This is a genomic window from Antarcticirhabdus aurantiaca, from assembly GCF_009765365.1.
GTDB lineage: Bacteria > Pseudomonadota > Alphaproteobacteria > Rhizobiales > Rhizobiaceae > Antarcticirhabdus > Antarcticirhabdus aurantiaca.
In genome coordinates this window covers 1-26,084 of sequence record NZ_VTOM01000038.1, presented here as the reverse complement: position 1 = coordinate 26,084, position 26,084 = coordinate 1, and the positions used below count along the sequence as shown (strand labels likewise).

Below are 26,084 nucleotides of genomic sequence, written 5' to 3'. Positions count from 1 at the left end.
CAGCGCTCAACCGCAGTCGTTCACTTCGCCGCCGCTCGGTCCAGTTATCGCTATATCGGTCCAGTTAGCGCGGTGCGGCCGGCTCGGGAGCGGCGGTCGCGGTCGACGCGGCCTCGGCGGGCGCGGCGCCGGCCGGAGCGTCCGGCGGATACTCCGCCTCGATCGCCTCGATCGCGGCGATCAGCTTGGCGTGCTGCGCGTCGCGGCCGGCCTCGTCGATCTTGCCCTCGGCGAGCAACCGCTCGATCGCCCGCTCGGAGGCCTCGTAGATCCGCACCCGGTGGTCGGGGTCGGTCGCGTCGCCCTTGGCGAGCACGCGGCGCAAGCTTTGTTCGATCGCGTTCATCGCGTCATGGCCCTTCCGGCAGAACGGTTCTGGACGGTCCTCGACACATACGTCCTCCCAAAACCCGAAAGCGGGGCTGAGCGACAGATCCGTTCCGATGCCGGCGCACGCCGCGCATCGTTCGAATCAGGCGCTCGCCCCGATCGTCCCGCAGTGGATCATATCAGGTGGAGTTCGCGCGGGCCTTTACTTGGTGGACGGCTGCTCAATCTGGCCAGCCCGAACGGCGCCGCATGCGCCCCGCCAGAGACCGACCGGTCCCCTGCCCGCCTCATGGAGCCGCCGATGAGCCAGTCCGCCCCAACGCCGAGCCTTGCCGGCCAGACCGCGATCGTCACGGGCGCCTCCTCGGGCATCGGCGCGTCCTGCGCCGTCGAGCTCGGCCGCGCCGGGGCCCGCGTCGTCGTCAACTATCGCGGCTCGCGGGACGGTGCGGACGCCACCGTCGCGGCGATCCGGGCCCTGGGCGGCGAAGCCGAGGCGGTGCAGGCCGACGTTTCGAAGGAAGAGGACGTGATCGCCCTCTTCGACGCGTCGCAGGCGCGGTTCGGGCCGCCCGACATCGTCGTCTCCAATGCCGGCCTCCAGCGCGACAAGCCGGTGGCCGACATGAGCCTCGACGACTGGAACGCGGTGATCTCCGTCAACCTCACCGGCGGCTTCCTTGTCGGGCGCGAGGCGATCCGGCGCTTCCGGGCGAAGGGCCTGCGGGAGGACGTGTCGCGCGCGCTCGGCAAGCTCGTCTTCGATTCCTCCGTGCACCAGCGCATTCCCTGGGCCTTCCGCGTCAACTACGCCGCCTCGAAAGGCGGCCTGAAGCTCCTGATGGAGTCGCTCGCCCAGGAGGTCGCGCCCGAGCGCATCCGCGTCAACGCCGTCGCCCCGGGCGCGATCGCCACCGACATCAACAAGGCCGAGCGCGAGAAGGCGGGCGGCGAGACCGACATGCTGAAGCTCATCCCCTACGGGCGCATCGGCGAGCCGGCCGATATCGGCCGCGCCGTCGCCTGGCTCGTGTCCGACGCGGCCGACTACATCACCGGACAGACCCTCTTCGTCGACGGCGGCATGACGCTCTATCCCGAGTTCCGCGGCAACGGTTGAGATTCGGGACACGGGGTTTGCTACTATGTCTGGCGTCGAAACCAACGCAACGGAGGTCGCCATGGCGCCGACGAACGGCCGGGTCTGCATCGTCACGGGCGGCGCGAAGGGCATCGGCCTCGCCATCGCCGAGCGCTTCGCGTCGGACGGCCACTGCGTCGTCATCGCCGACATCGACGACAAGGCCGGTGAAAAGGCGGAGGCGGCGATCGCCGAGGCGGGCGCCGGCGCGGTCAAGTACGTCCACTGCGACGTGTCGCAGAAGCTCGACGTGCGCAACCTCGTCGCCGCCACGCTCGACAGCTTCGGCTCGATCGACACCCTGATCAACAATGCCGGCATCGTCCACAAGGCCGATTTCCTCGACCTCGACGAGGCGAGCTTCGACAAGGTGATCGGCGTCAACCTCAAGGGCGCATTCCTGTGCGGCCAGGCCGCGGCGCGCCAGATGGTGGAGCAGGTGAAGGCCGGCGGGCGGCCGGGCGCGATCGTCAACATGTCGTCGATCAACGCCGTCGTCGCCCTGCCCGACCAGGTCGCCTATTCCGTGTCGAAGGGCGGCATCGCCCAGCTCACCAAGGTCATGGCGCAGTCGCTCGCGCCGCACGGCATCCGCGTCAACGCCATCGGCCCCGGCTCGATCATGACGGACATGCTGAAGTCGGCCGTCGGCGACGCGTCCGCCCGCAACCGCATCCTGTCGCGCACGCCTCTCGGGCGCGTCGGCGAGCCGGCCGAGATCGCCGCCATCGCCGCCTTTCTCGCCTCCGACGAAGCGAGCTACGTCACCGGCCAGACGATCTTCGCCGATGGCGGCCGCCTCGGCCTCAACTACACGGTGCCCGTGCCCGAGTGAGCCTCACGCCGCCTCGTCGCGGACGAGCGGCATCGCCGCCGTCGTTTCCTGGCGGGCGGTGCGGAACTGCTGCACCATCCGGCTGAGCTCCACCGTCGCGTCGGCGAGATGGCGAGCCGCGGCCGTGGTCTGCTCCACCATGGCGGCGTTCTGCTGGGTCACCTGGTCCATCTGGTCGGCCGCGTCGGAGACCTGCCGCAGGCTCTCGGCCTGCGCGCGCGCGCCGCCCGCGATCTCGCCGATCGCCGCGCTCATCTCGGCCACCTGAGCCACGATCTCGCGCAGCGACGCGCCCGAGGCGGTCGCGAGGTCGACGCCGCGCTGGACATGGGCATGCGAGGTGGAGATCAGGTCCTTGATCTCCTTGGCGGCGAGCGATGAGCGCTGGGCGAGCGCGCGCACCTCCATCGCGACGACGGCGAAGCCGCGCCCCGCCTCCCCCGCCCGCGCCGCCTCGACGCCGGCGTTCAGCGCCAGGAGGTTGGTCTGGAAGGCGATGTCGTCGATGACGCCGATGATCTTGCCGATCTGCGCCGAGGATTCCTGCACCTCGCCGATGGCCTCCACCGCCTGGCCGACGATCTCGCCGCCGCCGATCGCGGCCTGCTCCGCGCCGGCCGCCGCCTGCGTGGCGCGGGCGGTGCGATCCGCCGTGTCGGCGACGCCCTTCGACACGGTCGAGAGCATCCCGGCTGTCCGCTCCAAATTCATGGCCTGGAGCTCGGTGCGCGAGGACAGGTCGTCCGTCGCCGCCGAGATCTCGCCGAGCCCGGCGCGCAGCGCCTGGACGTTGGACAGAACGGCCCCGACCATGGTCTCCAGACGCGCGACGGACTGATTGAACAGGACGCGCATTTCCTCGAAGTCGACGCCCACCGTGTCGTCGAGCCGCACGGTGAGGTCACCCGAGGACAGGCGCTGGAAGGCCGGGCGGACGCTGGCGAGGAGGGTCCGGCGGGCGTCGGACGCCGAACGTTCGGTGGCACGCACGGTCGCGGCCCGCGCGTCCAGCGCCTCCTCCTCCAGCCGCTGCTTGGCGCGCCCCGCCTGCTTGAAGGTCTCGAAGGCGCGGGCGAGGTCGCCCACCTCGTCGCTGCGCGAGCCACCGCGCACGGGCACGCTGGTGTCGCCGGCGGCGAGCCGGTTCATCGCCTGCGTCATGCCGGCGAGCGGCCGCACGACGCCGCGCTGGGCAAGAAGGACGCCGCCGAACAGGACAACGAAGGCGGCGAGCGCGCCGGCGCCCTGCCAGGCCAGCCCTTCCGCGCCGGCAGCTTGCGCCTGCGCTTCCAGCGCCGCGTTCATCGCCTCGGTTTCCGCCACGATCCGGTCCACCACCGCGCGGTGGCGATCATAGGCTGCCGAGGCCGTGCCATAGGCGGTGGTCGCCGCGTCCTGATCGCCGCGGCCGAGCGCCGGCAGGAGCTCGCCCTCCACCGCGCGCCAGAAATCGGAGGCGTGGTCGAAGGACTCTTGCGTGATCATCGCCTTGAGATCCGGCCGCAGATCGGACTCCACCCAGTAGGCGTGGCGGCGGTCGAAATCGGCGTGGAGCTTGGCCAGCGCTTCTGTCGTCTGGTCGAGGGGCTTGGCGCCGATCACCGCGAGCGAGGTCTCGAGATAGGCCTCGATGATGTATTCGGGCGGCGGCAGGATGTCGGCCCTGAGGTCCTGGCCCTGCATGATCGTCCGGTAGAGTCCGCCCCCGACCTTCAGTCGCTCGAAGGTGACGAGGCCGACGAGGGCGGAGAAGGTGAAGGCGGCTCCCACCGCCGCGGCGAAGATGGCGAGGCGGGCACCAAGCTTGATGGTCATGAATCGGCTCCGATAGGTCGGGCCGATCATGCCGTCCGGGTCTTGCCGCGATCTGGAGCCGCGCGTGCAGTGCCGCAACCCGGATGCGAAAAGGCCGCGGAGCCTTAGCCCCGCGGCCTTTTTCGTTCGAATCAAACGAGAGAACGACGCCTCAGCGCAGGTCGTCCTCGTCCTCGTCGGCCGCTTCCGCCGGGTCGCGGCGCATGGAGGAGAGCTTGGCGAAGACCGCCGCGGCGTCCAGTTCCTCCGACTCGCCCGGGGTGCGCTGCGAGGGCGAGCGCCAGTCCTGCGTCTGCGAGGCGGCGAGCAGACGCTCCTCCTCGGCGGCTTCCGGGCGCGGCAGGCCGCGCGAGGCCTTCTCGACCTCGAGGTCGAGATCGATCTGGGAGCAGAGCCCGAGCGTCACCGGGTCCATCGGCTGGAGGTTGGCGGCGTTCCAGTGGGTGCGCTCGCGGATCTGCTCGATGGTGTTCTTTGTCGTGCCGACGAGGCGCGAGATCGCCGCGTCCGGCAGTTCGGGATGGTTGCGCACCAGCCAGAGGATGGCGTTCGGCCGGTCCTGGCGCTTGGAGACCGGCGTGTAGCGCGGGCCCTTGCGCTTGGCCTCGGGGACGCGGACCTTCGGCGGGGCGAGGCGCAGGCGATGCTTCTCGTCACCTTCCGCGCGCAGGATCTCCTCGCGCGACAGCTGGCCGGTCATGATCGGATCGAGGCCCTTGATCCCCTGCGCCGCCTCGCCGTCCGCGATGGCCTTCACCTCGAGGGGATGAAGCGTGCAGAACTCGGCGATCTGCTCGAAGGACAGGGAGGTGTTGTCGACCAGCCAGACGGCGGTCGCCTTCGGCATGAGAAGCTGCTGGGCCATGGATATAGCTCTCCTTCCTGCCCAACCGGGTTCGGCTGGGCCGTGGTCTTAGGCGCCACGGAATTTGGAAATTCTTCATCGATATAGAATTTCCCGAAAGCCCGCGCAAGAAACCACGAGCCCGCCGGCCGAGCATTTGCGCGAAAGCGGCGCGGATCAGGCCGAGCCGCCGCTTCGTCAACGGCCGGTCAGGAGGACGATCTTGCCGATATGGTCGTCGTCCATATGCTTGTGTGCGTCGACGGCCTTTTCCAGTGGATAGGTCGCGTCGACGAGGACCTTGACGCGTCCCTCGCTCAGAAGCGGCAGCACCGTGCGCTCCAGCTCGCGCGCGATCGCCGCCTTGAAGGCAACGGAGCGGTTGCGCAGCGTCGAGCCGGTGAGCGTCAGGCGCTTGCGCATGATCTGGTTGAGGTCGATCTCCGTCTTCGCCCCCCGCAGGAACGCGATCTGCACGATCCGCCCATCCTCGGCCGCGACCGCAAGGTTGCCGGCGAGGTAGTCGCCGCCCACCATGTCGAGGATGAGGTCGACGCCGCGCCCGCCGGTCCGCTCCTTCAGCGCCTCCGCGAAGGAGGCTTCCCGGTAGTTCACGCAGTGGTCGGCCCCGAGACGCTCGGCCGCCCGGCACTTGTCCGCGCTGCCCGCCGTCGCGAAGACGGTGGCGCCCATCGCGTGCGCCAGCTGGATCGCCGTCGTGCCGATGCCCGACGTTCCGCCGTGGACGAGGAAGCTCTCGCCCGCCATCAGCCGCCCGCGCTCGAAGACGTTGGACCAGACGGTGAAGAAGGTCTCGGGAAAGCCCGCCGCCGCCTCGAACGAAATCTCGTCCGGGATCGGCAGGGCGTTGTCGGCGTGGACGCTCGCGAACTCGGCATAGCCGCCGCCCGGCACAAGGGCCATGACGCGGTCGCCCGCCGAGAAGCGGCCCGCCCCCTCGCCGAGGGCGGCGACGGTTCCGGCGACCTCCAGGCCGGGCCAATCCGGCGCGCCCGGCGGCGGCGGATAGGCGCCCATGCGCTGCAGAACGTCCGGCCGGTTGATGCCCGCGGCGTGGACGGCGACGAGGATTTCGCCCGGCCCCGGCCTCGGCACCGGCTTGCTCGCGATCGTCAGGACCTCCGGCCCGCCGAAGCCGTCGAACACGACGGCCCGCATCTCGTTCGGCAGATCCATCCGCTTTGTCTCCTCCGGCTCGTGCGATGTCCGGTCAGAAGTAGCGAAATTCGGAACATTGCGAGGGCGGCTTTACCCGGGATTAAGCTTTCCGGTTCATAACGGTTGCCAGTCCGGCCCTGCCGGATAGGCGGTTCCTGAACCGTTTGACGCCTCCCTGTTGAAACTCCTGAGAGCCGCTCCGTGCGGCTCTTTTTTTTTGGCCTCGCGCCGGCGCTCGAGGGAACGGCCCGAGTCGCCATTCGTTAACCGCTGCGTTACGATGCGCTTGCCTGCGCTGGCGTTGTCGAGCAAGTTCTTTGGGCGTCCTGCCCAATGCGGGACTTTTGCCTATTGGACGGGCCGACGGGTTCGAGCGGCGGGGATGCACTGAGACACGATGACCACGCCGAGCACCGACATCATGGACGATGATCGCCGAACGGTTCGGCTGGCCGAACATCTCGCCTTCTCCTCGTCGTTCCAGCCCCTCTTCAACGAGGGCATGACCCTCGTCGACGAGACGGCGGTCTATCTCGACGGTCCGGGCCGCTCCGAAGCCAAGCAGCTCTCCAAGGTCGCCTCGACGCTCTACGCCGCCGAGTCCATGCGCCTGACCACCCGCCTGATGCAGATCGCCTCCTGGCTCCTGCTCCAGCGCGCCGCCAATCAGGGCGACATGTCGCGCGCCCAGGTCGAGGCCGAGAAGCGCAAGGTGCGTCTCGAAAGCTTCCACTCGAAGAACGACACGGCGCTCTTCAACGAGCTGCCCGAGGGCTTCCGCGACCTCGTCGACCGGGCCCACAAGCTCGAGCGCCGCATCGCCATGCTCGACCGCGAGATCTATGGCGGCCTCCAGGTCCGCTCGGCCGACGCGCCCAATCCGGTCGGCGAGCAGCTCGCCCTCCTGAAGACCGCCTTCCACGCCTGAGCCGGCGGGCGCCGCTCGAGTCATAAGCCGGCGCCCCGTTTTCCGCCTCCGCGTCAGACCGGCCAGACGAGCGGCACCAGCACCGTTCCCAGCACCAGCACGATCACCGAGAGCGGCACGCCGAGGCGCGCATAGTCGCCGAAGCGGTAGCCGCCCGGCGCCATGACGATGGTGTTGCACTGGTGGCCGATGGGCGTGAGGAAGTCGCAGGCCGCCCCCAGCGCCACCGCCATCAGGAACGGGTCCGGGTTCAGCCCGAGGTCACGCGCCAGCGCGCCGGCGATCGGCGCCAGCATCAGCACGGTCGCCGCGTTGTTGAGAAAGGGCGTCACCGCCATCGCGATGAGGATCACGACGCCGATCGCCAGGGTCGGCGAGAGCCCGCCCAGGAGCGGCGCCAGCCAGCCGGCGACGAGGTCCGTGCCGCCCGTCGTCTGGATCGCCTCGGACACCGGGATCAGCGCGGCGAGAAGCACGATCACCGAGGCCTCCACCGTGTGGTAGGCCTCCGCCATGCTCATGACGCGCAAGAGCAGGAGCACCACCGCCGCGCCGAAGAAGGCCGGTGCCGCCCCGACGACGCCGAGCGCGGTCAGGAGCATGGCCACCGCCAGCACCATGATCGGGATCAGCGAGCGCCGCGAGCGCCCGAGCTCGATCGGCCGCTCGGCCAGCGGCAGGAGCTTCAACCGCCCCACCGCGTCGGCGACGCTCTCGGCCGAGCCCTTGAGGACGAGGACGTCGCCCGCCTTCAGGCGCAGCGCGGCGAGGCGCCGGGTGATCGGCCAGCCGGCGCGGCTGACGGCAAGCGCCGCGACGCCGCCGGACGCGTCGAGCCCGAGGGCGGCGAGCGTCTGGCCCACCGCCGGCGTGGCGTCGCCGACGACCACCTCGGCGATGCTTTCCGTTTCCACGTCGAGCGCCGGCGCCGAGCCGCCCGCTTCCACCGCCAGCGCCAGGTCGGCGCGCGAGACCGCGCGCTCCAGCCCCGCCGCCTCGCCGCCGATCAGGAGCACGTCGCCGGCCTGGACGCGGGTTTCAGGCCCCGGCACGAGGCGGCGGAAGCGCTCGCGCAGGATGCGCTCGACGCGGATCTCGCCGTCCGCCAGCGCCTCGATCTCGGCGACCGTCCGCCCGTTCGAGGCCGAGCCTTCCCCGACCAGCGCCTCGGTCGTGTAGCTGTCGACGCTGAAGGCGGCGCCGAGGCTGACGCCGGGCCGGCGCTCGGGCAGGAGGCGCGAGCCGAAGGACAGGAACAGGAAGCCGACGGCGCAGATGCCGAGCCCCACCGGCGCGTAGTCGAACATGCCGAAGGGCTGTCCGGTCAGGTCCTGGCGCACCTTGGAGACGATGATGTTGGGCGAGGTGCCGACCAGCACCACGAGCCCGCCGATGAGGGCGGCGAAGGACATGGGCATCAGAAGGCGCGAGACCGACGTGCCCGTGCGCTTGGCGACCTGCGACGCCACCGGCATCAGGATCGCGAGCGCGCCGATGTTCTTGGTCACCATCGACAGGACCATCGTCGCGCCGACGAGGATCGGCACCTGGGTCTTGAGGGTCTTCATGTAGGGCATGACCGGACGCATGGCGTCCTCGACGACGCCCGAGCGCGCGATCGCGGCGCTGACGATGAGCGCGGCGACGACGATCACCACCACGTCGTCGGCGAAGCCGGCGAAGGCGGCGTCGGCGGGCACGATGCCGAGGAGCATGCCGGCGAGAAGCGAGGCGAGCGCCACGAGGTCGTAGGGCAGCCGTCCCCAGACGAAGGCGCCCACGGTCACGAAGACGAGGCCGAAGGCGAGCGCCTGATCGAGCGTCATGAAGGGTGGGTCTCCGAGGGGAAAGGGGCTGGCGATGCGCCGGCCCCGCCCGATATGGGCCGGCAAGCGAAGATGGAAACGGGAGAACGCCCGCGATGACGCAAGTTGCGCGCTGGCTGGAACGGCGGCTGGCCAACGAGGCGGGCCCGCGCGACGGCGAGTTCACCGCCTTCGAGGAAGTGGCGCTCGCCAACGCCCCGGTCCTGCCGCCCGAGCCGGTGAAGCCGGCGGTGGCGCGGCGCGAGCGCGAAAGCCTGCGGCGCGAGCCGATCCTCCTCGCTCTCGCCGAGAAGGTCCTGGCCGCCCACATCCAGAACCGGCTGCAGGTGTCCTATCCGCTGACCGTCAACCTCGCCAACCACGCGCCGCACGAGATCGAGCGGCTCATGGCGATCGCGGCGATCGCGGCCCTTGCGGGGGACGAGGCGGCGCGCGGCCGCGAGGCCTCGGGCGACCTGGAAGCGCTGAGCGCCTCGCCGGATGCGCGCACGCGGTTCGAAGCCTTCCTCGCCGCGCCGCCGCCGCTCGCAACGGCGATCGCCGCGCTCGTCGAAGCGCGGCTCGGCGCCCACGCCTATGCCGTCTGTCTCGTGGTGCTCGCCCGGCCGAGCCCGGACGAGGCCGCCTTCCTCGCCTATCTCGCCGCGCGCCTGCGCCTCGGCCAGGACGTCGTGGACGGCCTCACGCGGCGCTACCGCCGCTGATCTCGGCGAGTGCCCGCGGCACCGCCTCCGTTTCCAGGAGCAGCCGGCGCGACAGGTCGGCCAGCGTCACCCAGCCGACGAGGCGTCCCGCGCCGTCGACGACGCCGAGCCGGCGCACGTGGCTCGCCGCCATGAGGTCCAGCGCGTCGCTCACCGTGTCGTCCGGGCGGGCCGAGATCAGCGGCGCCGAGAGGATCTGTCCGGCCGTCGTCGTCGCAGGATCGAGCCCGCGCGCCACCACGCGGTAGAGGACGTCCCTGTCGGTCACGACGCCGAGCGGCGCCTCGGGCGTGCCCACCGGCAGCGCGCCGACGTCGAGGTCGCCCATCAGTTCGGCGAGCGCCTGCACGCTGTCGCCGGGCGCGGCGAACTCGATGTCGCCGTTCATGATCTCGGAAATCTTCACCAGTCACCGGTCCCTTCGCGCGCGTGTCTTCGCAGCAATCTTGCCGGTCCGACGCGCACGGCAAGCGGCATCGCGTCGCCGGATCGATTCCGGACGAGCGCGCGTTGGCCGCTGACGACGCCCATTGCCCGCGAGGAAGTCCGCCATGGCCGATCCCGGTCCGACCTTCGAGAACGCCATGCCAGCCGAGGACTTCCCGGCCTTCCTGGACGCGGCGCCGGACCCGGTCCTCGTCCTCTGCCACAACGACGCCGACGGCCTGTCGGCCGGCGCGATCCTTCTCCACACTCTTCGGCGCGCCGGCCGCACCGTCCGACATCGCATCCTCGGGCGCGGCGAGAACGCCTGGGACGACGCGATCCGGGCCGAGGTGCAGCGGCAGGCGCCCGGCACCGTCGTCGTCGCCGACCTCGGCACGGGCGTCGGCGACGTCCTGCCGGGCGTGCCGACCCTCGTGATCGACCACCATGTCCCCCGCGGCGTGCCGGGTGCGGCCCGCGTTCTGTCGGGCCTCGCCGAGGACCCCGCCCCCACCACCAGCCTTCTCGCCTTCCGCTGCGCCCGCGCCCTGCTCGGCGCGGAGGCCGACGATCTCCTCTGGCTCGCGGCGCTGGGAATCATCGGCGACATGGCCGAGAAGGACGGGTTTCCCGAGATGGCCGAGGCGAGAACCTCCTATCCCGTCACCAAGCTGCGGACGCTCGCCGCCCTCGTCAACGCGCCCCGCCGCACAGCCTCGGGCGACGCCGAGCCGGCGCTCCGCCTCCTCCTTGCCGCCTCCGATCCGAAGGACGCGCTCTCCGGCGACCATCCCGAGACCGCCCGTCTCGAAGCCGCCAAGGCCGAGTCCTCCGCCGCCTTCGAGAGCGCCCGGCGCGTCGCCCCGACGATCCGCGGCGACGTCGCGCTGATCGCGCTCGACGCGCCGCAGCAGGTGCACCCGCTCGTCGCGCAGGCCTGGCGTGGGCGCCTCAAGGACAAGATCGTGATCGCCGCCAACAGCGGCTATCGCCCCGGCTGGGTCCACTTCGCCGCGCGCACCGCGAGCGGCGCCGATCTCATGGGCTTCCTCAAGGACGCCGCCCCGCCGGGCGCGGGCAAAGCCTATGGCGGCGGCCACGCCCAGGCGACGGGCGGTGCGCTGCGAACCGCCGAATGGCCGGTCTTCCTGAAGAACATCGGCTTCGAGCCAGCCGCGAGCGAAAAGGCCTGAGACCCATGGACATGCGCGCCACCACCCGCACCGCCCGCCTCGGCTTTCCCGTCAAGGTCATGGGCAACCCGGATCTGAAGAGCAACGATGCCCGCCGCTCGCAGAGCAACCCGCACCTCAAGGTCTCTCTCGAATACCTCCACGCGATCTTCGACTATCTCGTCGCCCACGACATCTCGATGTACCGCATGTCCTCGGACGTCGCCCCTTACGCGACCCATCCCGACATGCCGCAGTTCCACGGCATGGTGAAGGAGAGCGCCGCCGAGCTTCGGGCGCTCGGCAAGCGCGCCAAGGAGCTGGACCTGCGCCTCTCCTTCCACCCTTCCCAGTTCGTCGTGCTCAACAGCCCGGACCCGGTCCTCGTCGACAAGAGCATCTGGGACCTCGCCTCCCAGGCCGAGATGCTCGACCTCATGGAGCTCGGCTCCGAAGCCGTCCTCGTCATCCATGTCGGCGGCACCTACGGCGACGTGCCGGCGTCCCGCGCCCGCTGGGCCGAGACCTGGAAGCGCCTGCCCGAGCCCGTGCGCCGCCGCCTCGTCCTGGAGCACGACGATCTGCGCTTCTCCGCGGCGGACGTCCTCTGGATCCACGAGCACACCGGCGTGCGGCTCATCTTCGACTACCAGCACTTCTGGTGCCTCAACCCCGAGCGCGCGGATCTTCGCGACACGCTCGCGCGCGTCCTCGCGACGTGGCCCGAAGGCCAGATCCCGAAGATCCACTTCTCCTCGCCTCGCACCGAGCTTCGCGAGGTCAAGCGCCGCGATCCCGCGACGAAGAAGCAGAAGATGGTCCACGTCGCCCCGGTCTTCACGGGGCATGCCGACTTCTGCAACCCGTTCGAGTTCGCGACCTTCATGCGCACCGCCGAAGGTCTCGACTTCGACGTGATGTTGGAGGCCAAGGCCAAGGACCTCGCGCTCATCCGCCTGCGCCCCGACCTCCTGCGCTACGCCCCCGACGTCGCCGCCCGGTTCGGGCTGAAGCCGACCCAGGAGGATGCGCTGGAAGCCGAGGAGGACGCCCTCCTCGAAGAGGTCCCCGAAGCCGGCGCCTGAGACGCGGCGACGCACCGTCGCCCTCCGCGCTCGGTTGCATCCTCCGGTCGGCGAATCTACGTCTCCCCCGAACCTTGAGGGGAGACGACCCATGGCGCAGACGATCGAACTCGGCCTCGGCACCTTCGGCGACGTGACCGCGGGACCCGGAGGCGCGCTTCTTTCCCACGCGGCCGTCATCCGCAACGTCGTCGCCGAGGGCGTCCTCGCCGACGAGGTCGGCGTCGACGTCTTCGCCGTCGGCGAGCACCACCGCCGCGACTTCGCCGTGTCCGCCCCCGAGCCGATCCTCGCCGCCATCGCCGCCCGGACGCGCCGGATCCGCCTGGCCTCCGCCGTCACCGTCCTGTCGTCCGACGACCCGATCCGCGTCTTCCAGCGCTTCTCGACGATCGACGCGATCTCGAACGGGCGCGCCGAGGTGATCCTCGGCCGGGGGTCCTTCACCGAGTCCTTCCCCCTCTTCGGCTTCCCGCTGAACCGCTACGAGGAGCTGTTCGAGGACAAGCTCGACCTCTTCGCGGCCCTCCTGCCGGGCGAGCCCGTCACCTGGGAGGGCTCGACCCGCCCGCCGCTGACGGACCAGGGCGTCTACCCGCCGGTCGAGCACGGCCGCCTGCGCGCCGCGATCGGGGTGGGCGGCAGCCCGGAATCGGTCGTGCGCGCCGCGCGCTACGACATGCCGATGATCCTCGCCATCATCGGCGGCGATCCGAAGCGCTTCCGCCCCTATGTCGATCTCTACCACCGCGCCTTCGCGCAACTCGGCCGCCCCGTGCCGCCGATCGGCGTCCACTCGCCCGGCTTCGTCGCGGAAACGGACGATGCCGCGCGCGAGACCTTCTTTCCGGCCTACAAGGTCATGCACGACCAGATCGGCTCCGAGCGCGGCTGGCCGCCCCTGGAGCGCGACAGCTTCGAGCGCGAGATCAGCCGCGGCTCCCTGTATGTCGGCTCGCCCGAGACGGTCGCCGCCAAGATCGCCTCAACCTGCCGGGCGCTCGGTGTGTCCCGCTTCGAGCTGAAATACAGCGCCGGCCCCCTGCCCCACGAGCACATGATGCACGCCATCGAGCTCTACGGCCGGCGCGTGGCGCCGATGGTGCGCGAACTGCTGTCCTGACCTCGGCGCCTCAGCGCCGCGTCGGTCGCTGCGCCATTTCCGCGACGATCCAGTCGGAGAACAGCCGCATGGCCGCGCTCGGCCGGCGGCTCTCGGACGCGATGAGCCAGTAGCCGAGGCCGGTCGCGGCCCGGTGCGGGAAGGGCGCGACCACCCGGCCATCGGCGAGGGCGTCCATGGCGAGCGTGTCCCAGGCGAGCATCGCGCCCTGCCCCGCGATCACCGCGTCGAGGCAGAGGGACGCGTCGTTGAAGCTCGGTCCCTGCGCCAGCGCGTCCTCGGCGATGCCGTGGCGGTCGAGCCAGATCGACCAGGGAATGGTCGAATGCAGGTCGCGCACGATCGGCAGTCGAAGGAGATCGGCCGGTTCACGCAAGTCGGCCGCATGCGCCGGCGAAACCACGGGAAACACCTCCTGCGGCAGGAGGAAGCGCGCGGCAACGCGGCGCCAGCCCCCGGGCCCGACGCGGATCGCGAGGTCGACGTCGTCGCGGTCGGGATCGACGAGGACGGTGGAGGCCTCGAGCCGCACCCGCACCTCGGGATGAAGCCGCCCGAACTTGGCGAGCCGCGGCACCAGCCATTTGGCGGCGAAGACCGGGGCAACGGACAGGTTGAGCGTCGGGACCCCGTCGCGGAAAGCCTTGGCGACGGCGCTGTCGATCTCGGCGAGGCCTCGTCCGATCTGGGCGAGGATCGGTGCCCCGGCCACCGTCGGCGGGAGGCCGCGGGCGGTGCGCTCGAAGAGCGTGCGGCCCATCTGCCGCTCCAGCTTCAGGATGTGCTGGCTGACCGCGCCGGCGGTGACGCCGAGCTCGGCTGCCGCGGCCGGCAGCGAGCCGAGCCGCGCCGCCGCCTCGGCCGCCCGCAGACCGTTGAGATGCACGCGGTTCAACGCCTTCATGCAGTTTTTCCATAGGCTGGCGCAGACAAGGTCGAGATCGGAACAGCGCGGGAGGCGCTAGGATACGCCAGCTCCACGAGCATAAGGCAACCGAGACATGCCGAAGCTTTTCTGGTCGCTTGCGCCCTTCGGCGGGCCGACCATGCCCGACGCCGACGCCTCGCCCCTGACCCATCCAGCGCTTTCGCGGATGGACTTGGCCCTGCTCGCCGACCTGCCGCCCGAAGCATTGCGCGACCGCCCGTCCGCCGAAGCGCCGGCTGGTCGACGCGCTCCCGAGCCCGCCTCGCGCCTCGCCCACCTGCTCGCCGCCGTGCGGCGTCTCAGCCCGCCCGATCCGCCTCGATGCGCGCCAGGTGCTCGATGACCTTTTCGAGGAGCCAGCCCCAGGCCTTGTGCTCGTCGGGGCCTGCCGTCTTCTCCACGGCGATGCGGAGATAGGCGATCTCGTCCTCGATCTTCTCGGGCGGCAGCATGGAAAGGCGGGAGACGAGGATCGCCGCTTCCAGCACAGCCGCCTTGGCGCGGTTCATGCCCGTGAAGCGCCCGTGCTCGCCCGACGCCGCCACCCGGCAGCGGAAGCGCGGGCGCACCGGGTCCTCTGCCACCTCCGCCACCTCCAGGACGTCGTGCGCCAGCGCCGCCGCCAGCCGCGGCACGTGGCAGCCCTCCACCTCGACCAGCGGCCAGTCGCGCCGCCCGGTGAGGCACCCCGCGAAGACCAGCGCGTCGTCCGTGTAATTGGCGATCGCGACGCCCGTGGCGGCGATGTTGTCGAGCGTCGTCGAGGGCCGGAAGGGCGCGACGATCCATTCCTCGCCGTCCTGGATGATGCCGAGCGGCGTGATGTGGACGCGCCCCTCGGGCGAGCGCGTCGTCAGGATGGTCTCGCGGATGAAGGGCATCGCTCGGGGCTGCTCAATCGTTGGGATCGTCGTCGTCCACGGGAGGTTTGGCGCTGCCGCGGTCGCGATGCAAGATGGCGCCCCGCGTCGTCGCCTGCGCCCGGGCTCGCCGGCGCTCGGCCTTGACGCTGCCGGGCAGCCGGCGCTCGGCGATCCGCACCAGCGTCAGGATCACAAGCCCGAAACCCGCGCCGAGGAAGACGAGCGCGAACTGCCCCGCGCCGCAGGCGATGCCGAGCGCCGCCGCCAGCCAGATATTGGCCGCGGAGGTGAGGTTGCGCACGTTGCCGCCCGAAACGAAGATCGAGCCCGCCGCCACGAAGCCGATCGCCTGGGCGAGGCCCTGCACCACCCGCAAGGGGTCGATGCTCGCGCCGGGCATGGTCTTCAACTCGTCGAAGAGAAGCAGCGCCGAGACGGTGATCACCGCCGAGCTCATCGACACCAGCGCGTGGGTGCGGATGCCAGCCGCCCCGCCGCGCAGCTCCCGGTCGAGCCCCAGCGCGAGGCCGACGGCCGTCGCCAGTCCCAGCCGCATCGCCATGTCGAGAACCGTCACGACCGCGCGCCTCCCCTCGCTTGAGCCCTGCTGCGAGTGTTGTATGAGTCGGCACCGTGGGAGAAAAGTCGGACATGCGGGCACGGCAAGCCACCTCGCGCCTCAAGCGCCTCGCGGCACCGCTCGCCGCCCTCGTTCTCGCGCTCGCCCTCGCGCTTCTCGCCGGCCAGATCGCCTTCGACCGCTTCCTCGGCCAGTCGGCCGCCAGCGGCCGCGGCACGCTGCGCCTCGCGGCGTCCGCGCTCGAAGGCCAGCTCGAGCGCTACGAGCCGCTGCCGGCCTTCATCGCCACGCAGGACCCGGTGCGCCGCGTCCTGCGCGAGCCCGACAACCCGCAGGCCGTGGCCGCCGCCAACCGCTTCCTGAAGTCCATCAACGCCCTTCTCGAGTCCTCCGACGTCTACGTCATGCTGACCGACGGGCGCACGGTCGCGGCCAGCAACTACGATTCGGGGACGAGCTTCGTCGGCGAGAACTTCCGCTACCGCCCCTACTTCCAGGACGCCGCCGAAGGCCGGCGCGGCCGCTTCTACGGTCTCGGCACGACCTCGGGACGGCGCGGCTACTACTTCTCGGCCCCTGTGCCCGAAGGCGACGACATTGCGGGCGTCGCGGTCTTCAAGGTCGAGCTCGACGCCATCGAGGCGTCCTGGGTGCCGAGCGATCCCGAGATCCTGGTGACGGATCCGGAAGGCATCGTCTTCATGGCGGGCCGCGAGAGCTGGCGCTTCCGGGCCTACGCACCGCCGGACGCACCGGCGCGGGCGCGGCTCGACGAGACCCGCCGCTATGCCGAGCGCCCCCTGACGCCGCTCGGCCTTTCGCCGCGCGGCACCTTCGACGGCAACCCGCTCGTCGGCGTCGCGCTGAACGGGGAGCGGCGCGAATATCTCGTCCTGTCCGAAGAGATGCCGGAGGCCGGCTGGTTCGTGCGCGTCTTCGTTGACACCGCGCCCGCCCGCACGCAGGCCGCAACCATCGGGCTTGCCGCCTTCCTGCTTCTCGGCTTCGCCGCCCTCGGCCTCACGGCGCTGCGCCAGCGCCGCCTGCGCCTTGCCGAGCGGATGCGCCACCAGGAGGAAGCGCAGGTCGAGCTGGAGCGGCGCGTGGGCGAGCGGACGGCGGCGCTCGCGGTGGCCAACCGGCGCCTCGAAGAAGAGGTCTGCGAGCGCCGCACGGCGGAAGAAACGCTGCGCAAGACGCAGGCCGACCTCGTCGAGGCTGGCAAGCTCGCCGCCCTCGGCCAGATGTCGGCCGCTCTCAGCCACGAGTTCAACCAGCCGCTCGCCGCCGCCGGCGCCTATGCCGACAACGCCGTGACCTATCTCGACCGCAACCGTCCGACCGAGGCGCGCGACAACGTGCTTCGCATCTCGGCCCTCGTCGAGCGCCTGTCCTCGATCTCGCGCCACCTGCGCGCCTTCGCCCGCCGGCCGGAGGACAAGCTCGGTCCCGTCGACCTCGCCGCAGCGGTGGAGAGCGCGCTCGAGATCGCCGGCTGGCGGCTCAAGGCGGCGGGCGCGGAGATCGAGGTGGGTCTCGATGCCGCCCCCCTTCTCGTGCGCGGCGACTCGATCCGCCTCTCGCAGGTTCTGATCAACCTCGTCTCCAACGCCGCCGACGCGGTGGAAGGCCTGCCCGACCGCCGCATCGAGATCGCCGGCCGCCGGGACGGAAAGAACCGGGTGCGCGTCACCGTCGCCGACCGGGGTCCAGGCGTGCCGGAGGCGATCGCCCAGCGCATCTTCGATCCCTTCTTCACCACCAAGGGCGTCGGCAAGGGGCTCGGACTCGGCCTCTCCATCTCCTACAACATCGTGCGCGACTTCGGCGGGGCCCTGTCGGTGGAGCGGCGCGAGGGCGGCGGCGCGCGCTTCTGCGTGCTTCTCGACGCGGCCGAGCCCGTCGGCTCGGCGGCCCGAGAAGCGGCCCAGGCGGCGGAGTGAGCGGCATGAGCGGCGGCGACGATCGATCGGCCTTCGTCATCCTCGTCGACGACGAGAAGGACGTGCGCCTGTCCTACGCGCAGTCGCTCGACCTGGCGGGCTTCGCGGTCCGGGCCTTCGCCAGCGCCGAGGGCGCGCTCGACCTCGTCGGCCACAGCTTCGCCGGCGTCGTCGTCTCCGACATCCGCATGGCCGGCATGGACGGGATGACGCTGCTCGGACGCGTGCGCGCCATCGATCCCGACATTCCCGTGATCCTCGTCACGGGACACGCCGACACGCCGCTCGCCGTATCGGCCATGCGCGATGGCGCCTACGACTTCATCGAGAAGCCCTGCTCGGCCCAGCACCTCGCCGACGTCGTCGTCCGGGCGATGGACCGCCGCCGTCTCGTCCTGGAGAACCGCCGCCTGCGCGCGCTGGCGGACGGCCGGCGCGACAGCATCGAGGCGCGCCTCCAGGGCCGCGTGCCGACCATGGTGGACCTGCGCTACCGCATCCGGGCGCTCGCCAATGCCGCGGCCGACGTCCTCGTCATCGGCGACACGGGCACGGGCAAGGAGGTCGTGGCGCGCACGCTCCACGACGTCAGCGACCGGGCGAGCCGGCCCTTCGTCGTGGTCGATTGCGCGGCGCTGCCGACGAGCCTCGCGGAGAGCGAGCTCTTCGGCCACGAGGCGGGGGTGTTTCCGGGCGCCGCCCGGGCGCGCTTCGGAAAGTTCGAGCAGGCCCACGGCGGCACCGTGCTTCTCGACGAGATCGCCGCGCTGCCCCTCGACCTGCAGGCGCGGCTCCTGCGCGTCATCCAGGATCGGACGGTGACGCGCATCGGCGCCCACGCGCCGGTCTCCATCGACGTGCGCTTCATCGCGACGTCCAAGACCGAGCCGGAGGCCGACGTCGCGGCCGGAGGGCTGCGCGCCGACCTCTTCTATCGCCTGGGCGTCGCGACGCTGCGCGTGCCCCCGCTCTCGCAGCGCCGCGAGGACGTGCCGCTCCTCTTCCTCCAGCTTGTGTCGGAAGCTGCCGCGCGGCTCGGGCGGGAGGAGCCGGCCGTGCCGCAGACCGTCGTCGCGGACATCGCGCGCCGACCCTGGCCGGGCAATCTGCGCGAACTGCGCAACGCCGCGGAACGCTACGTGCTCGGCCTCGGCATCGCGCCGCTGACCGGCGGCGAAAGCGAGGCCGCCGGCGGCGCGCGGCTCGCCGACCGCGTGGCCGATTACGAGCGCTCGCTGATCGCGGGCGCGCTCGCACTGTCCGGCGGCAGCCTCAAATCCGTCTACGAGCAGCTCGGCATCTCCCGCAAGACCCTCTACGAGAAGATGCAGAAGTACGGGCTCGACAAGCGCGACTACGGCTTCGGCGCCGACGACCCCGAGGACGCGTCGGCCGCGGATCCGGCGACGGCTCCCTGAGTCGCGACACGCGGGCGTCGACAGCCTCTCGCGCTCTGCGTGTCGCGCCTCGTTCAAGTCGGACGGGTGGATTCGGGAACACGCAGGGAGCGGCAATGGGTGGAATTCCACCCAAAAGTGCGAGCCTGCGGTAGGAATTCGTCAAGATCCTGTTATGCGCCTGTTGCATTCCTGCCCTGTCCGACGCTCAACTCACATCCACGCACCGGGCGTTGGGAGACGCTTCACCGCTGCGGTCGACACCGGTTCGGGAGGCCCTGTCATGCTGATCCAAGCCACCATCGATTTCCGCTGACCCTGGCGGCCGGCACCGGTTCGTCCGGTCCGCCGTCTGCCTGGGCGCCGTCCGATCTGTCGCCGCACCGGCCCGTGCCGGCGCGACGCGCGCCCCTGCGCGTCCGCCCACGCCATAACTCGTGCCTTCGAGCCACCTCGGGAGAAGACTTCATGATGAAACGTCTCGTTCTCGCCGCCGCCGCGGCGGCGCTCATGTCCTCCAGCGCCTTCGCGCAGGACGCCGCCAACTATCCGAACCAGCCCGTCACGATCATCGTCCCCTTCTCGGCCGGCGGCCCGACGGACACGGTGGCGCGCCTCGTCGCGGAGTCGATGAGCCGCGACCTCGGCCAGCAGGTGCTGATCCAGAACGTCGGCGGCGCCGGCGGCACGCTGGGCGCCGGTCAGGTCGCCAAGGCCGAGCCGAACGGCTACACGCTCCTGATCCACCACATCGGCATGTCGACCGCCCCGACGCTCTACCGGCAGCTCGAGTTCAACCCGACCGAGGACTTCACGCCGATCGGCCAGATCACCTCGGTGCCGATGACGATCGTCTCGCGCAAGGACTTCGAGCCGGCCGACGCCGCCTCGCTCGTCACCTATCTCAAGGAGAACGGCGCCGACACGACCTACGCCCATGCCGGCATCGGCTCGGCCTCGCACCTGTGCGGCATGCTTCTTCAGGAAGCCATCGGCGTGCAGATGGTGACCGTCCCCTACCAGGGCGCCGCGCCCGCCATGACCGACATCGTCGGCGGCCAGGTCGACGTCCTCTGCGACCAGACCACCAACACCACCAACCAGATCAAGGCCGGCGAAGTGAAGGCCTACGCCGTCACCACGGCCGAGCGGCTCCAGTCGCTGCCCGACCTGCCGACCACGGCCGAGGCGGGCCTGCCCACCCTCGACATCGCCGTCTGGCATGGCCTCTACGGGCCGAAGGGCCTCGACCCGGCGATCGTCACCAAGCTGGAAGGCGCGCTCCAGAAGGCCCTGGCCGATCCGAAGGTCGGCGAGCGCTTCGCCGAGCTCGGCACCAAGCCGGTCACGGCCGAGGAAGCCACCCCCGCCTCCCTGACCGAGGAGCTCACCTCGCAGATCGCCCTTTGGAAGCCGATCATCGAGAAGGCCGGCCAGTTCGCCGACTGAAACGGGTCGCAGCCCGGCTCGATCATGGAAGGCGGGGCGCTCGGCGCCCCGCCTCGAACCACAGGACGGGAGGCTCGTCCCGCGTCAGAAACGAAGAGGGAGCGATGAGCGAACAGGCGCTGCACAAGCAGAACAAGATGGGGCGCGACGTCATGGCGGGGGCGATCTTCCTCGTCATCGCGCTGGCCTTCGGCGCGCAAGCGTTGAGCTACGACATGGGCCGGACGATCCGCATGGGGCCGGGCTTCATCCCGCTGACCCTCGCGGTTCTCCTCGGCATCTTCGGCATCGCGGTGGCGGTCGCCGGCTTCAGGAAGCACGACACGGCCGAAGTCGGCCCCGTCGCCTGGCGCGGCATCTTCCTCGTCTGCGTCAGCCTCGTCATCTTCGGCGCCTATGGCCGCCAGCTCGGCCTCGTGCCCGTGGTGTTCATCTGCGTCTTCATCGTCGCCATGGCCTCGGTGAAGAACACGGTGGTCTCGGCGCTGGCCATCGCCGCCGCGCTCGCCGTCATGTGCTGGCTCGTCTTCAAGGTGGGCTTGGGCATGTCGCTTCACACGATCGGGCCGGCCTTCGGTCCCTTCCAGGTCTTCTGAGGGGGCTCGCGACCATGGATCTCCTGTCAAACCTCGCTCTCGGCTTCGAGACGGCCTTCACGCCGGTCAACCTGCTCTGGTGCTTCGTCGGCGTGCTGCTCGGCACTCTCGTCGGCGTCCTGCCGGGCATCGGCCCGACGGCGACGATCGCCATGCTCCTGCCGATCACCTTCACCTTCTCGCCCGTCACCGCGCTCATCATGCTCTCGGGCATCTACTACGGCGCGCAGTACGGCGGCTCGACGACGGCGATCCTCATCAACCTGCCGGGCGAATCCTCCTCGGCGGTGACGGCGATCGACGGCTACCAGATGGCGCGGAAAGGCAGGGCCGGTCAGGCGCTCGCCACCGCCGCGATCGGCTCCTTCATCGCCGGCTCCGTCGCCACGCTGATCCTCGCGGTCGCGGCCCCGCCGCTCGCCCGCGTCGCTCTCAACTTCGGCGCGGCCGAATACTTCGCCCTCCTCGTCCTCGGCCTCCTCGTCTCGATCTCGCTCGCCCACGGCTCGGTGCTCAAGGCGCTCGCGATGATCTGCCTCGGCCTCGTTCTCGGCTCGGTCGGCCAGGACGTCACCACCGGCACGCCGCGCTTCACCATGGGCTTCCAGGAGCTCTACGGCGGCATCAACTTCGTCTCGCTGGCCGTCGGCATGTTCGGCGTCGCGGAGATCTTCCGCAACCTCGAGACCGAGCGCTCGCGCGAGGTCGGCGTGAAGAGCTCCTTCAGCCTGTGGCTCACCCGCGAGGACTGGCGGCGCATCGCCGGCCCGATCGCCCGCGGCACCGGCCTCGGCTCGGTTCTCGGCATCCTGCCGGGCGGCGGACACGTCCTCGCCTCCTTCGCCTCCTACTCGGCGGAGAAGAACCTCTCGAAGAACCCCAAGGAGTTCGGCCAGGGCGCGATCGAGGGCGTCGCGGGTCCGGAAAGCGCCAACAACGCCGCCGCCCAGACCTCCTTCATCCCGCTCCTGACCCTCGGCATCCCCGCCCACCCGGTCATGGCGCTGATCGTCGGCGCCTTCATCCTCCAGGGCATCACGCCGGGGCCGAACGTCATCAACGACCAGCCCGCTCTCTTCTGGGGCATCATCGCCTCGATGTGGATCGGCAACGCGATGCTCGTCATCCTCAACCTGCCGCTCATCGGGCTCTGGGTGAAGATGCTGACCGTCCCCTACCGCGTGCTCTTCCCGGCGATCGTGATCTTCGCCTCGATCGGCTGCTACTCGATCAACAACAACCCCTTCGACGTCTACGCCATCGCGGTCTTCGGCGTCCTGGGCTACGTCTTGATCCGCCTCGGCTGCGAGCCGGCCCCGCTCCTCCTCGGCTTCGTCCTCGGACCGCTGCTGGAAGAGAACCTGCGCCGGGCCATGATCATCTCGCGCGGCGATCCGACGGTGTTCCTCACCCGTCCGATCTCCGCCACCCTTCTCGCCATGGGCCTGGCCTGCATCATCATCGCGGTGCTCCCGGCCATGCGCAGCAAGCGCGCGCAGGTCTTCGTCGAGGACGATTGATCGCCCTCGAACGGCCCGCCCGATCCCGAGCCCCGCGGAGCCCAGCTTCGCGGGGCTTTTCCGTTCCGCCGCATTCTCAAAAAACTGTCCGCTTTTTCGCGGCAATCGTATATGCCGACGCCCATGAGCCAGACGCCCGACCAAACGCCCCTGTCCCGCATCCGCAACTTCTCGATCGTCGCCCATATCGATCACGGGAAGTCGACCCTCGCCGACCGCCTGATCCAGATGACGGGCGGCCTCGACGCGCGCGAGATGGCGGGCAAGGAGCAGGTGCTCGACAACATGGACATCGAGCGCGAGCGCGGCATCACCATCAAGGCGCAAACCGTGCGCCTCCACTACACGGCCAAGGACGGCCTGCCTTACGTCCTCAACCTCATCGACACGCCCGGCCACGTCGACTTCGCCTACGAGGTCTCGCGCTCCCTGTCCGCCTGCGAGGGCGCGCTCCTCGTCGTCGACGCCGCGCAGGGCGTCGAGGCCCAGACGCTCGCCAACGTCTACCTCGCCATCGACAACAACCTCGACATCGTCCCCGTCCTCAACAAGATCGACCTGCCCGCCGCCGAGCCCGACCGGGTGAAGGAGCAGATCGAGGAGGTCATCGGCATCGACGCCTCCGAGGCCGTCCTGATCTCCGCCAAGTCCGGCATCGGCATCGAGGACGTCCTCGAGGCGATCGTCACGCGCTTGCCCCCTCCCGCCACCGGCGACCGATCGGCGCCCCTCAAGGCCATGCTCGTGGACTCCTGGTACGACGCCTATCTCGGCGTCGTCGTGCTGGTGCGCGTCATCGACGGCGAGCTGAAGCGCGGCCAGACCATCCGCATGATGGGCACGGACGCCAAGTACCCGGTCGACCGCGTCGGCGTCTTCACCCCGAAGATGGTGACGATGGAGGCTCTCGGCCCCGGCGAGCTCGGCTTCATCACGGCGTCCATCAAGGAAGTCGCCGATACCCGCGTCGGCGACACGATCACCGAGGACAAGCGGCCGACCGCCGAGATGCTGCCGGGCTTCAAGCCCGCCCAGCCCGTGGTCTTCTGCGGCCTCTTCCCCGTGGACGCCGCCGACTTCGACGACCTGCGCGCCGCCATGGGCAAGCTGCGCCTCAACGACGCGTCGTTCTCCTTCGAGATGGAAAGCTCCGCCGCGCTTGGCTTCGGCTTCCGCTGCGGCTTCCTCGGCCTCCTCCACCTGGAGATCATCCAGGAGCGCCTGTCCCGCGAGTTCGACCTCGACCTCATCGCGACGGCGCCGAGCGTCGTCTACAAGATCAAGCTTCGCAACGGCACGGAGATCGACCTGCACAACCCGGCCGACATGCCGGACACGATGCAGATCGAGATGATCGAGGAGCCCTGGATCAAGGCGACGATCCTCACCCCCGACGATTATCTCGGTAACATCCTGACGCTCTGCCAGGAGCGGCGCGGCATCCAGGTCGACCTGTCCTATGTCGGCAAGCGCGCCATGGTCACCTACGAGCTGCCGCTGAACGAGGTGGTGTTCGACTTCTACGACCGCCTGAAGTCGATCTCGAAGGGCTACGCATCCTTCGATTACGCGCTGATCGACTATCGCGAGGGCGATCTCGTGAAGATGTCGATCCTCGTCAACGCAGAGCCGGTCGACGCGCTCTCCATGCTGGTGCACCGCAACCAGGCCGAGCGGCGCGGGCGCTCCATGTGCGAGAAGCTGAAGGAGCTGATCCCCAACCACCTGTTCAAGATCCCGATCCAGGCGGCGATCGGCGGCAAGGTCATCGCCCGCGAGACCATCTCGGCCCTTCGCAAGGACGTCACCGCCAAGTGCTACGGCGGCGACGCCACCCGCAAGCGCAAGCTCCTCGACAAGCAGAAGGAGGGCAAGAAGCGCATGCGCCAGTTCGGCAAGGTCGAGATCCCCCAGGAAGCCTTCATCGCCGCGCTGAAGATGGACAGCTGAGGGGGCGCGGGGCGCCGTTCCTGCGCCGCGCCGTCGCCTCCCCTGAGCGCCGAAGAAGCGGATCGTCCTCACCCGCCATGCGAGCGCCAAGATGGAGGAATGCGGCATCGCCCCCCTCCGGGTGGAGCGGATCGCCCGCTCGCCCACCTGGACGGAGCCGGAGCGCAACGATCCGGTGCTTGAGCGCCGCTTCGGCCAAGTGCCTGAATTTGGAGGGCGCATCCTTCGTGGCATGCGGGGAGACGGACGACGCGATCCGCATCGTCACCGCGACCGTCGACCGGAATGCGAAGCGCCCGCCATGAGCGACATCACCTACGATCTCGAGGCCGACGCGGCCTATGTCCGCCTCGCCGATGGTCGCGTCGCCTCCACGGAAGAGGCCAGCCCCTTCCTCTACGACCTCGACGTCGATGGCCTCATCCTCGGCATCGAAGTCCTCGGCGCCACCCGCACCCTTGCCCCCGGCCCCTGGCGCCACGCCCGCCTGCCGGGATCGAGCCGCGCGGACACGGCGGAGTAGCCTCATCGAAGCATCGCCGGAGCGATTCAGCCCAATCGGCGCTCCCGGGTCTTAACGATTCGCGGCACATCACCCGCGCGAACCGCGCCATGCATAACCCCACCTCCTTCCGCAAGCTCTGCCCGAACGGAGATCACCGAGCAGCCGAGGGAATCTGGCGACTGGGAGTCTTGGAAGCTGTCTGTACCGGTTCCACCAAGACCTGCCACCTCGCCACCATCGTCCGCACCGAAACCGACGACCATTTCATCGATGTCATCTTCAGCGAGCCGCAGATCAAGCGCCTATCCCGCGCTGTAAAGGAATTTCGATCGCGTTCGATCGTAGGCACCGATCGGTCCTCTCCCGCATCTGGGTAGAGGTGACCCATTCATGCCGGCCCGGCTATGACTGACCCTCGGGCCAACTCTTAGCCGGGCCGGGAGACGCTCTCGCGCCGCGCAGGCTGCCGTCGCGCGGCGATGGCCAAGAAGGGTCATTTCAAACGTGTGGCAGTATCAGACATTCCCTTTCCCCTTCGATCCCATGCCCTATTCGACTCGAGCCGGAATGCCCTCGCAATAGCGACTAGACGCCGGAGCTTTAGGACCCCGCTTACGCTCGCTCAAGCTTTGGTAGCTACTCTGTCAGGACAGCAACCATAAGGAGTCCAGATCATGTATGTAGGCGCCACGAACGCCGTCCCGATCCATCTACTGGAGAAGAACCTCTCTCGGCAGATACCCAAGCAGACTGCAAGCGACCCGCCGGGCGCGAGACCGTTGAAGTTCGCGCCGGAGGCTCTCCCAGACGATGCCGATGGTCGTGTCCCTTGGCGTGGTGTAGCTCGCGAAGGGCCACCACGGTTGCCGGCTTGGGCCGGGCAGATCAGACTGCGAGGGTTGGCAGGCTGACGAGGGGATCATCGCCGATCGGGGCGATGCTTTC

At 70.0% G+C, this 26,084-nt stretch carries 23 protein-coding genes; 14 read left to right on the top strand and 9 right to left on the bottom strand.

Annotated elements, in window-relative coordinates:
• Positions 1-64: 64 nt before the first annotated feature.
• Positions 65-346: a hypothetical protein gene (locus tag FZN60_RS27655; RefSeq protein ID WP_158877493.1), complete on the bottom strand. Its 282-nt coding sequence runs from the start codon at positions 344-346 to the stop codon at positions 65-67.
• Between the two features lie 285 nt (positions 347-631).
• Between FZN60_RS27655 and FZN60_RS27650 the strand changes: the two genes are divergently transcribed.
• Together FZN60_RS27650 and FZN60_RS27645 are read left to right on the top strand one after the other, a co-directional pair.
• Positions 632-1,450, top strand: a complete 819-nt coding sequence (locus FZN60_RS27650) for an SDR family oxidoreductase (protein WP_158877491.1) — start codon at positions 632-634, stop codon at positions 1,448-1,450.
• 61 nt (positions 1,451-1,511) lie between these two features.
• A complete protein-coding gene (locus FZN60_RS27645) occupies positions 1,512-2,306 on the top strand; it encodes an SDR family NAD(P)-dependent oxidoreductase (protein ID WP_158877489.1) in 795 nt (264 codons plus the stop codon).
• 3 nt (positions 2,307-2,309) lie between these two features.
• On the opposite strand, the gene FZN60_RS27640 is transcribed toward FZN60_RS27645, so the two are convergent.
• The 3 genes from FZN60_RS27640 to FZN60_RS27630 form a co-directional block, all read right to left on the bottom strand.
• The gene (locus FZN60_RS27640; protein ID WP_158877487.1) at positions 2,310-4,121 is read right to left on the bottom strand and encodes a methyl-accepting chemotaxis protein; all 1,812 of its coding nucleotides are present in this window, start codon (positions 4,119-4,121) and stop codon (positions 2,310-2,312) included.
• Between the two features lie 151 nt (positions 4,122-4,272).
• Positions 4,273-4,986, bottom strand: coding sequence for a DUF1013 domain-containing protein (locus tag FZN60_RS27635; protein WP_158877485.1), 714 nt, complete (start codon positions 4,984-4,986; stop codon positions 4,273-4,275).
• Positions 4,987-5,163: 177 nt separating this feature from the next.
• Positions 5,164-6,162 (bottom strand): NAD(P)H-quinone oxidoreductase, encoded by a 999-nt coding sequence (locus FZN60_RS27630; protein ID WP_158877483.1) that lies wholly within the window; start codon positions 6,160-6,162, stop codon positions 5,164-5,166.
• A 379-nt stretch (positions 6,163-6,541) separates the two neighbouring features.
• Here FZN60_RS27630 and rcdA point away from each other — a divergent pair, with 379 nt between their 5' ends.
• Complete coding sequence (rcdA, locus tag FZN60_RS27625) at positions 6,542-7,072, top strand: protease adaptor protein RcdA (protein ID WP_246727282.1); 531 nt, start codon at positions 6,542-6,544, stop codon at positions 7,070-7,072.
• A 53-nt stretch (positions 7,073-7,125) separates the two neighbouring features.
• Here rcdA and FZN60_RS27620 read toward each other — a convergent pair whose 3' ends face one another.
• On the bottom strand, positions 7,126-8,898 hold the full coding sequence (locus FZN60_RS27620; RefSeq protein WP_158877481.1) for an SLC13 family permease: 1,773 nt from the start codon (positions 8,896-8,898) through the stop codon (positions 7,126-7,128).
• A gap of 95 nt (positions 8,899-8,993) precedes the next feature.
• Here FZN60_RS27620 and FZN60_RS27615 point away from each other — a divergent pair, with 95 nt between their 5' ends.
• A complete protein-coding gene (locus FZN60_RS27615) occupies positions 8,994-9,602 on the top strand; it encodes a tellurite resistance TerB family protein (protein WP_158877479.1) in 609 nt (202 codons plus the stop codon).
• Here FZN60_RS27615 and FZN60_RS27610 read toward each other — a convergent pair.
• Positions 9,580-10,008, bottom strand: coding sequence for a CBS domain-containing protein (locus FZN60_RS27610; protein WP_158877477.1), 429 nt, complete (start codon positions 10,006-10,008; stop codon positions 9,580-9,582). The two genes, FZN60_RS27615 and FZN60_RS27610, sit on opposite strands and share 23 nt — an antisense overlap.
• 145 nt (positions 10,009-10,153) lie before the next feature.
• On the opposite strand from FZN60_RS27610, the gene FZN60_RS27605 reads away from it, so the two are divergent.
• The 3 genes from FZN60_RS27605 (at position 10,154) to FZN60_RS27595 (ending at position 13,408) form a co-directional block, all read left to right on the top strand.
• Positions 10,154-11,221 (top strand): single-stranded-DNA-specific exonuclease RecJ, encoded by a 1,068-nt coding sequence (locus FZN60_RS27605; protein WP_158877475.1) that lies wholly within the window; start codon positions 10,154-10,156, stop codon positions 11,219-11,221.
• A 5-nt stretch (positions 11,222-11,226) separates the two neighbouring features.
• Positions 11,227-12,285: a UV DNA damage repair endonuclease UvsE gene (gene uvsE / locus FZN60_RS27600; protein ID WP_246727280.1), complete on the top strand. Its 1,059-nt coding sequence runs from the start codon at positions 11,227-11,229 to the stop codon at positions 12,283-12,285.
• A gap of 91 nt (positions 12,286-12,376) precedes the next feature.
• Complete coding sequence (locus FZN60_RS27595; protein WP_158877473.1) at positions 12,377-13,408, top strand: LLM class flavin-dependent oxidoreductase; 1,032 nt, start codon at positions 12,377-12,379, stop codon at positions 13,406-13,408.
• A gap of 10 nt (positions 13,409-13,418) precedes the next feature.
• Here FZN60_RS27595 and FZN60_RS27590 read toward each other — a convergent pair whose 3' ends face one another.
• From FZN60_RS27590 to FZN60_RS27580, 3 genes are all read right to left on the bottom strand, one after another.
• Complete coding sequence (locus FZN60_RS27590) at positions 13,419-14,312, bottom strand: LysR substrate-binding domain-containing protein (protein ID WP_158877471.1); 894 nt, start codon at positions 14,310-14,312, stop codon at positions 13,419-13,421.
• 323 nt (positions 14,313-14,635) lie between these two features.
• Positions 14,636-15,217 carry a DUF447 domain-containing protein gene (locus tag FZN60_RS27585; protein ID WP_158877469.1) on the bottom strand — a complete coding sequence of 194 codons (582 nt, stop codon included), beginning with the start codon at positions 15,215-15,217 and terminating at the stop codon, positions 14,636-14,638.
• Positions 15,218-15,230: 13 nt separating this feature from the next.
• Positions 15,231-15,776: an MgtC/SapB family protein gene (locus FZN60_RS27580; RefSeq protein ID WP_246727275.1), complete on the bottom strand. Its 546-nt coding sequence runs from the start codon at positions 15,774-15,776 to the stop codon at positions 15,231-15,233.
• Positions 15,777-15,850: 74 nt separating this feature from the next.
• On the opposite strand from FZN60_RS27580, the gene FZN60_RS27575 reads away from it, so the two are divergent.
• The 7 genes from FZN60_RS27575 to FZN60_RS27545 all read left to right on the top strand — a co-directional run bounded on the left by FZN60_RS27575 (position 15,851) and on the right by FZN60_RS27545 (position 25,157).
• The gene (locus tag FZN60_RS27575) at positions 15,851-17,722 is read left to right on the top strand and encodes a sensor histidine kinase (protein WP_158877467.1); all 1,872 of its coding nucleotides are present in this window, start codon (positions 15,851-15,853) and stop codon (positions 17,720-17,722) included.
• A gap of 5 nt (positions 17,723-17,727) precedes the next feature.
• The gene (locus FZN60_RS27570; protein ID WP_158877465.1) at positions 17,728-19,140 is read left to right on the top strand and encodes a sigma-54-dependent transcriptional regulator; all 1,413 of its coding nucleotides are present in this window, start codon (positions 17,728-17,730) and stop codon (positions 19,138-19,140) included.
• A gap of 450 nt (positions 19,141-19,590) precedes the next feature.
• Positions 19,591-20,568 (top strand): tripartite tricarboxylate transporter substrate-binding protein, encoded by a 978-nt coding sequence (locus FZN60_RS27565; RefSeq protein ID WP_158877495.1) that lies wholly within the window; start codon positions 19,591-19,593, stop codon positions 20,566-20,568.
• Between the two features lie 104 nt (positions 20,569-20,672).
• The gene (locus FZN60_RS27560) at positions 20,673-21,164 is read left to right on the top strand and encodes a tripartite tricarboxylate transporter TctB family protein (RefSeq protein ID WP_158877463.1); all 492 of its coding nucleotides are present in this window, start codon (positions 20,673-20,675) and stop codon (positions 21,162-21,164) included.
• 14 nt (positions 21,165-21,178) lie between these two features.
• On the top strand, positions 21,179-22,684 hold the full coding sequence (locus FZN60_RS27555) for a tripartite tricarboxylate transporter permease (protein ID WP_158877461.1): 1,506 nt from the start codon (positions 21,179-21,181) through the stop codon (positions 22,682-22,684).
• A 123-nt stretch (positions 22,685-22,807) separates the two neighbouring features.
• Positions 22,808-24,634: a translation elongation factor 4 gene (gene lepA, locus FZN60_RS27550; protein WP_158877459.1), complete on the top strand. Its 1,827-nt coding sequence runs from the start codon at positions 22,808-22,810 to the stop codon at positions 24,632-24,634.
• A 301-nt stretch (positions 24,635-24,935) separates the two neighbouring features.
• A complete protein-coding gene (locus FZN60_RS27545) occupies positions 24,936-25,157 on the top strand; it encodes a DUF2283 domain-containing protein (protein WP_158877457.1) in 222 nt (73 codons plus the stop codon).
• Positions 25,158-26,084: the final 927 nt, after the last annotated feature.

Bases quoted from the DNA above. Each gene is read 5' to 3' on its own strand.
- FZN60_RS27655 (WP_158877493.1), bottom strand. From the start codon at position 346: ATGAACGCGATCGAACAAAGCTTGCGCCGCGTGCTCGCCAAGGGCGAC.
- FZN60_RS27650 (WP_158877491.1), top strand. From the start codon at position 632: ATGAGCCAGTCCGCCCCAACGCCGAGCCTTGCCGGCCAGACCGCGATC.
- FZN60_RS27645 (WP_158877489.1), top strand. From the start codon at position 1,512: ATGGCGCCGACGAACGGCCGGGTCTGCATCGTCACGGGCGGCGCGAAG.
- FZN60_RS27640 (WP_158877487.1), bottom strand. From the start codon at position 4,121: ATGACCATCAAGCTTGGTGCCCGCCTCGCCATCTTCGCCGCGGCGGTG.
- FZN60_RS27635 (WP_158877485.1), bottom strand. From the start codon at position 4,986: ATGGCCCAGCAGCTTCTCATGCCGAAGGCGACCGCCGTCTGGCTGGTC.
- FZN60_RS27630 (WP_158877483.1), bottom strand. From the start codon at position 6,162: ATGGATCTGCCGAACGAGATGCGGGCCGTCGTGTTCGACGGCTTCGGC.
- rcdA (WP_246727282.1), top strand. From the start codon at position 6,542: ATGACCACGCCGAGCACCGACATCATGGACGATGATCGCCGAACGGTT.
- FZN60_RS27620 (WP_158877481.1), bottom strand. From the start codon at position 8,898: ATGACGCTCGATCAGGCGCTCGCCTTCGGCCTCGTCTTCGTGACCGTG.
- FZN60_RS27615 (WP_158877479.1), top strand. From the start codon at position 8,994: ATGACGCAAGTTGCGCGCTGGCTGGAACGGCGGCTGGCCAACGAGGCG.
- FZN60_RS27605 (WP_158877475.1), top strand. From the start codon at position 10,154: ATGGCCGATCCCGGTCCGACCTTCGAGAACGCCATGCCAGCCGAGGAC.
- uvsE (WP_246727280.1), top strand. From the start codon at position 11,227: ATGGACATGCGCGCCACCACCCGCACCGCCCGCCTCGGCTTTCCCGTC.
- FZN60_RS27595 (WP_158877473.1), top strand. From the start codon at position 12,377: ATGGCGCAGACGATCGAACTCGGCCTCGGCACCTTCGGCGACGTGACC.
- FZN60_RS27590 (WP_158877471.1), bottom strand. From the start codon at position 14,312: ATGAAGGCGTTGAACCGCGTGCATCTCAACGGTCTGCGGGCGGCCGAG.
- FZN60_RS27585 (WP_158877469.1), bottom strand. From the start codon at position 15,217: ATGCCCTTCATCCGCGAGACCATCCTGACGACGCGCTCGCCCGAGGGG.
- FZN60_RS27575 (WP_158877467.1), top strand. From the start codon at position 15,851: ATGCGGGCACGGCAAGCCACCTCGCGCCTCAAGCGCCTCGCGGCACCG.
- FZN60_RS27570 (WP_158877465.1), top strand. From the start codon at position 17,728: ATGAGCGGCGGCGACGATCGATCGGCCTTCGTCATCCTCGTCGACGAC.
- FZN60_RS27565 (WP_158877495.1), top strand. From the start codon at position 19,591: ATGAAACGTCTCGTTCTCGCCGCCGCCGCGGCGGCGCTCATGTCCTCC.
- FZN60_RS27560 (WP_158877463.1), top strand. From the start codon at position 20,673: ATGAGCGAACAGGCGCTGCACAAGCAGAACAAGATGGGGCGCGACGTC.
- FZN60_RS27555 (WP_158877461.1), top strand. From the start codon at position 21,179: ATGGATCTCCTGTCAAACCTCGCTCTCGGCTTCGAGACGGCCTTCACG.
- lepA (WP_158877459.1), top strand. From the start codon at position 22,808: ATGAGCCAGACGCCCGACCAAACGCCCCTGTCCCGCATCCGCAACTTC.
- FZN60_RS27545 (WP_158877457.1), top strand. From the start codon at position 24,936: ATGAGCGACATCACCTACGATCTCGAGGCCGACGCGGCCTATGTCCGC.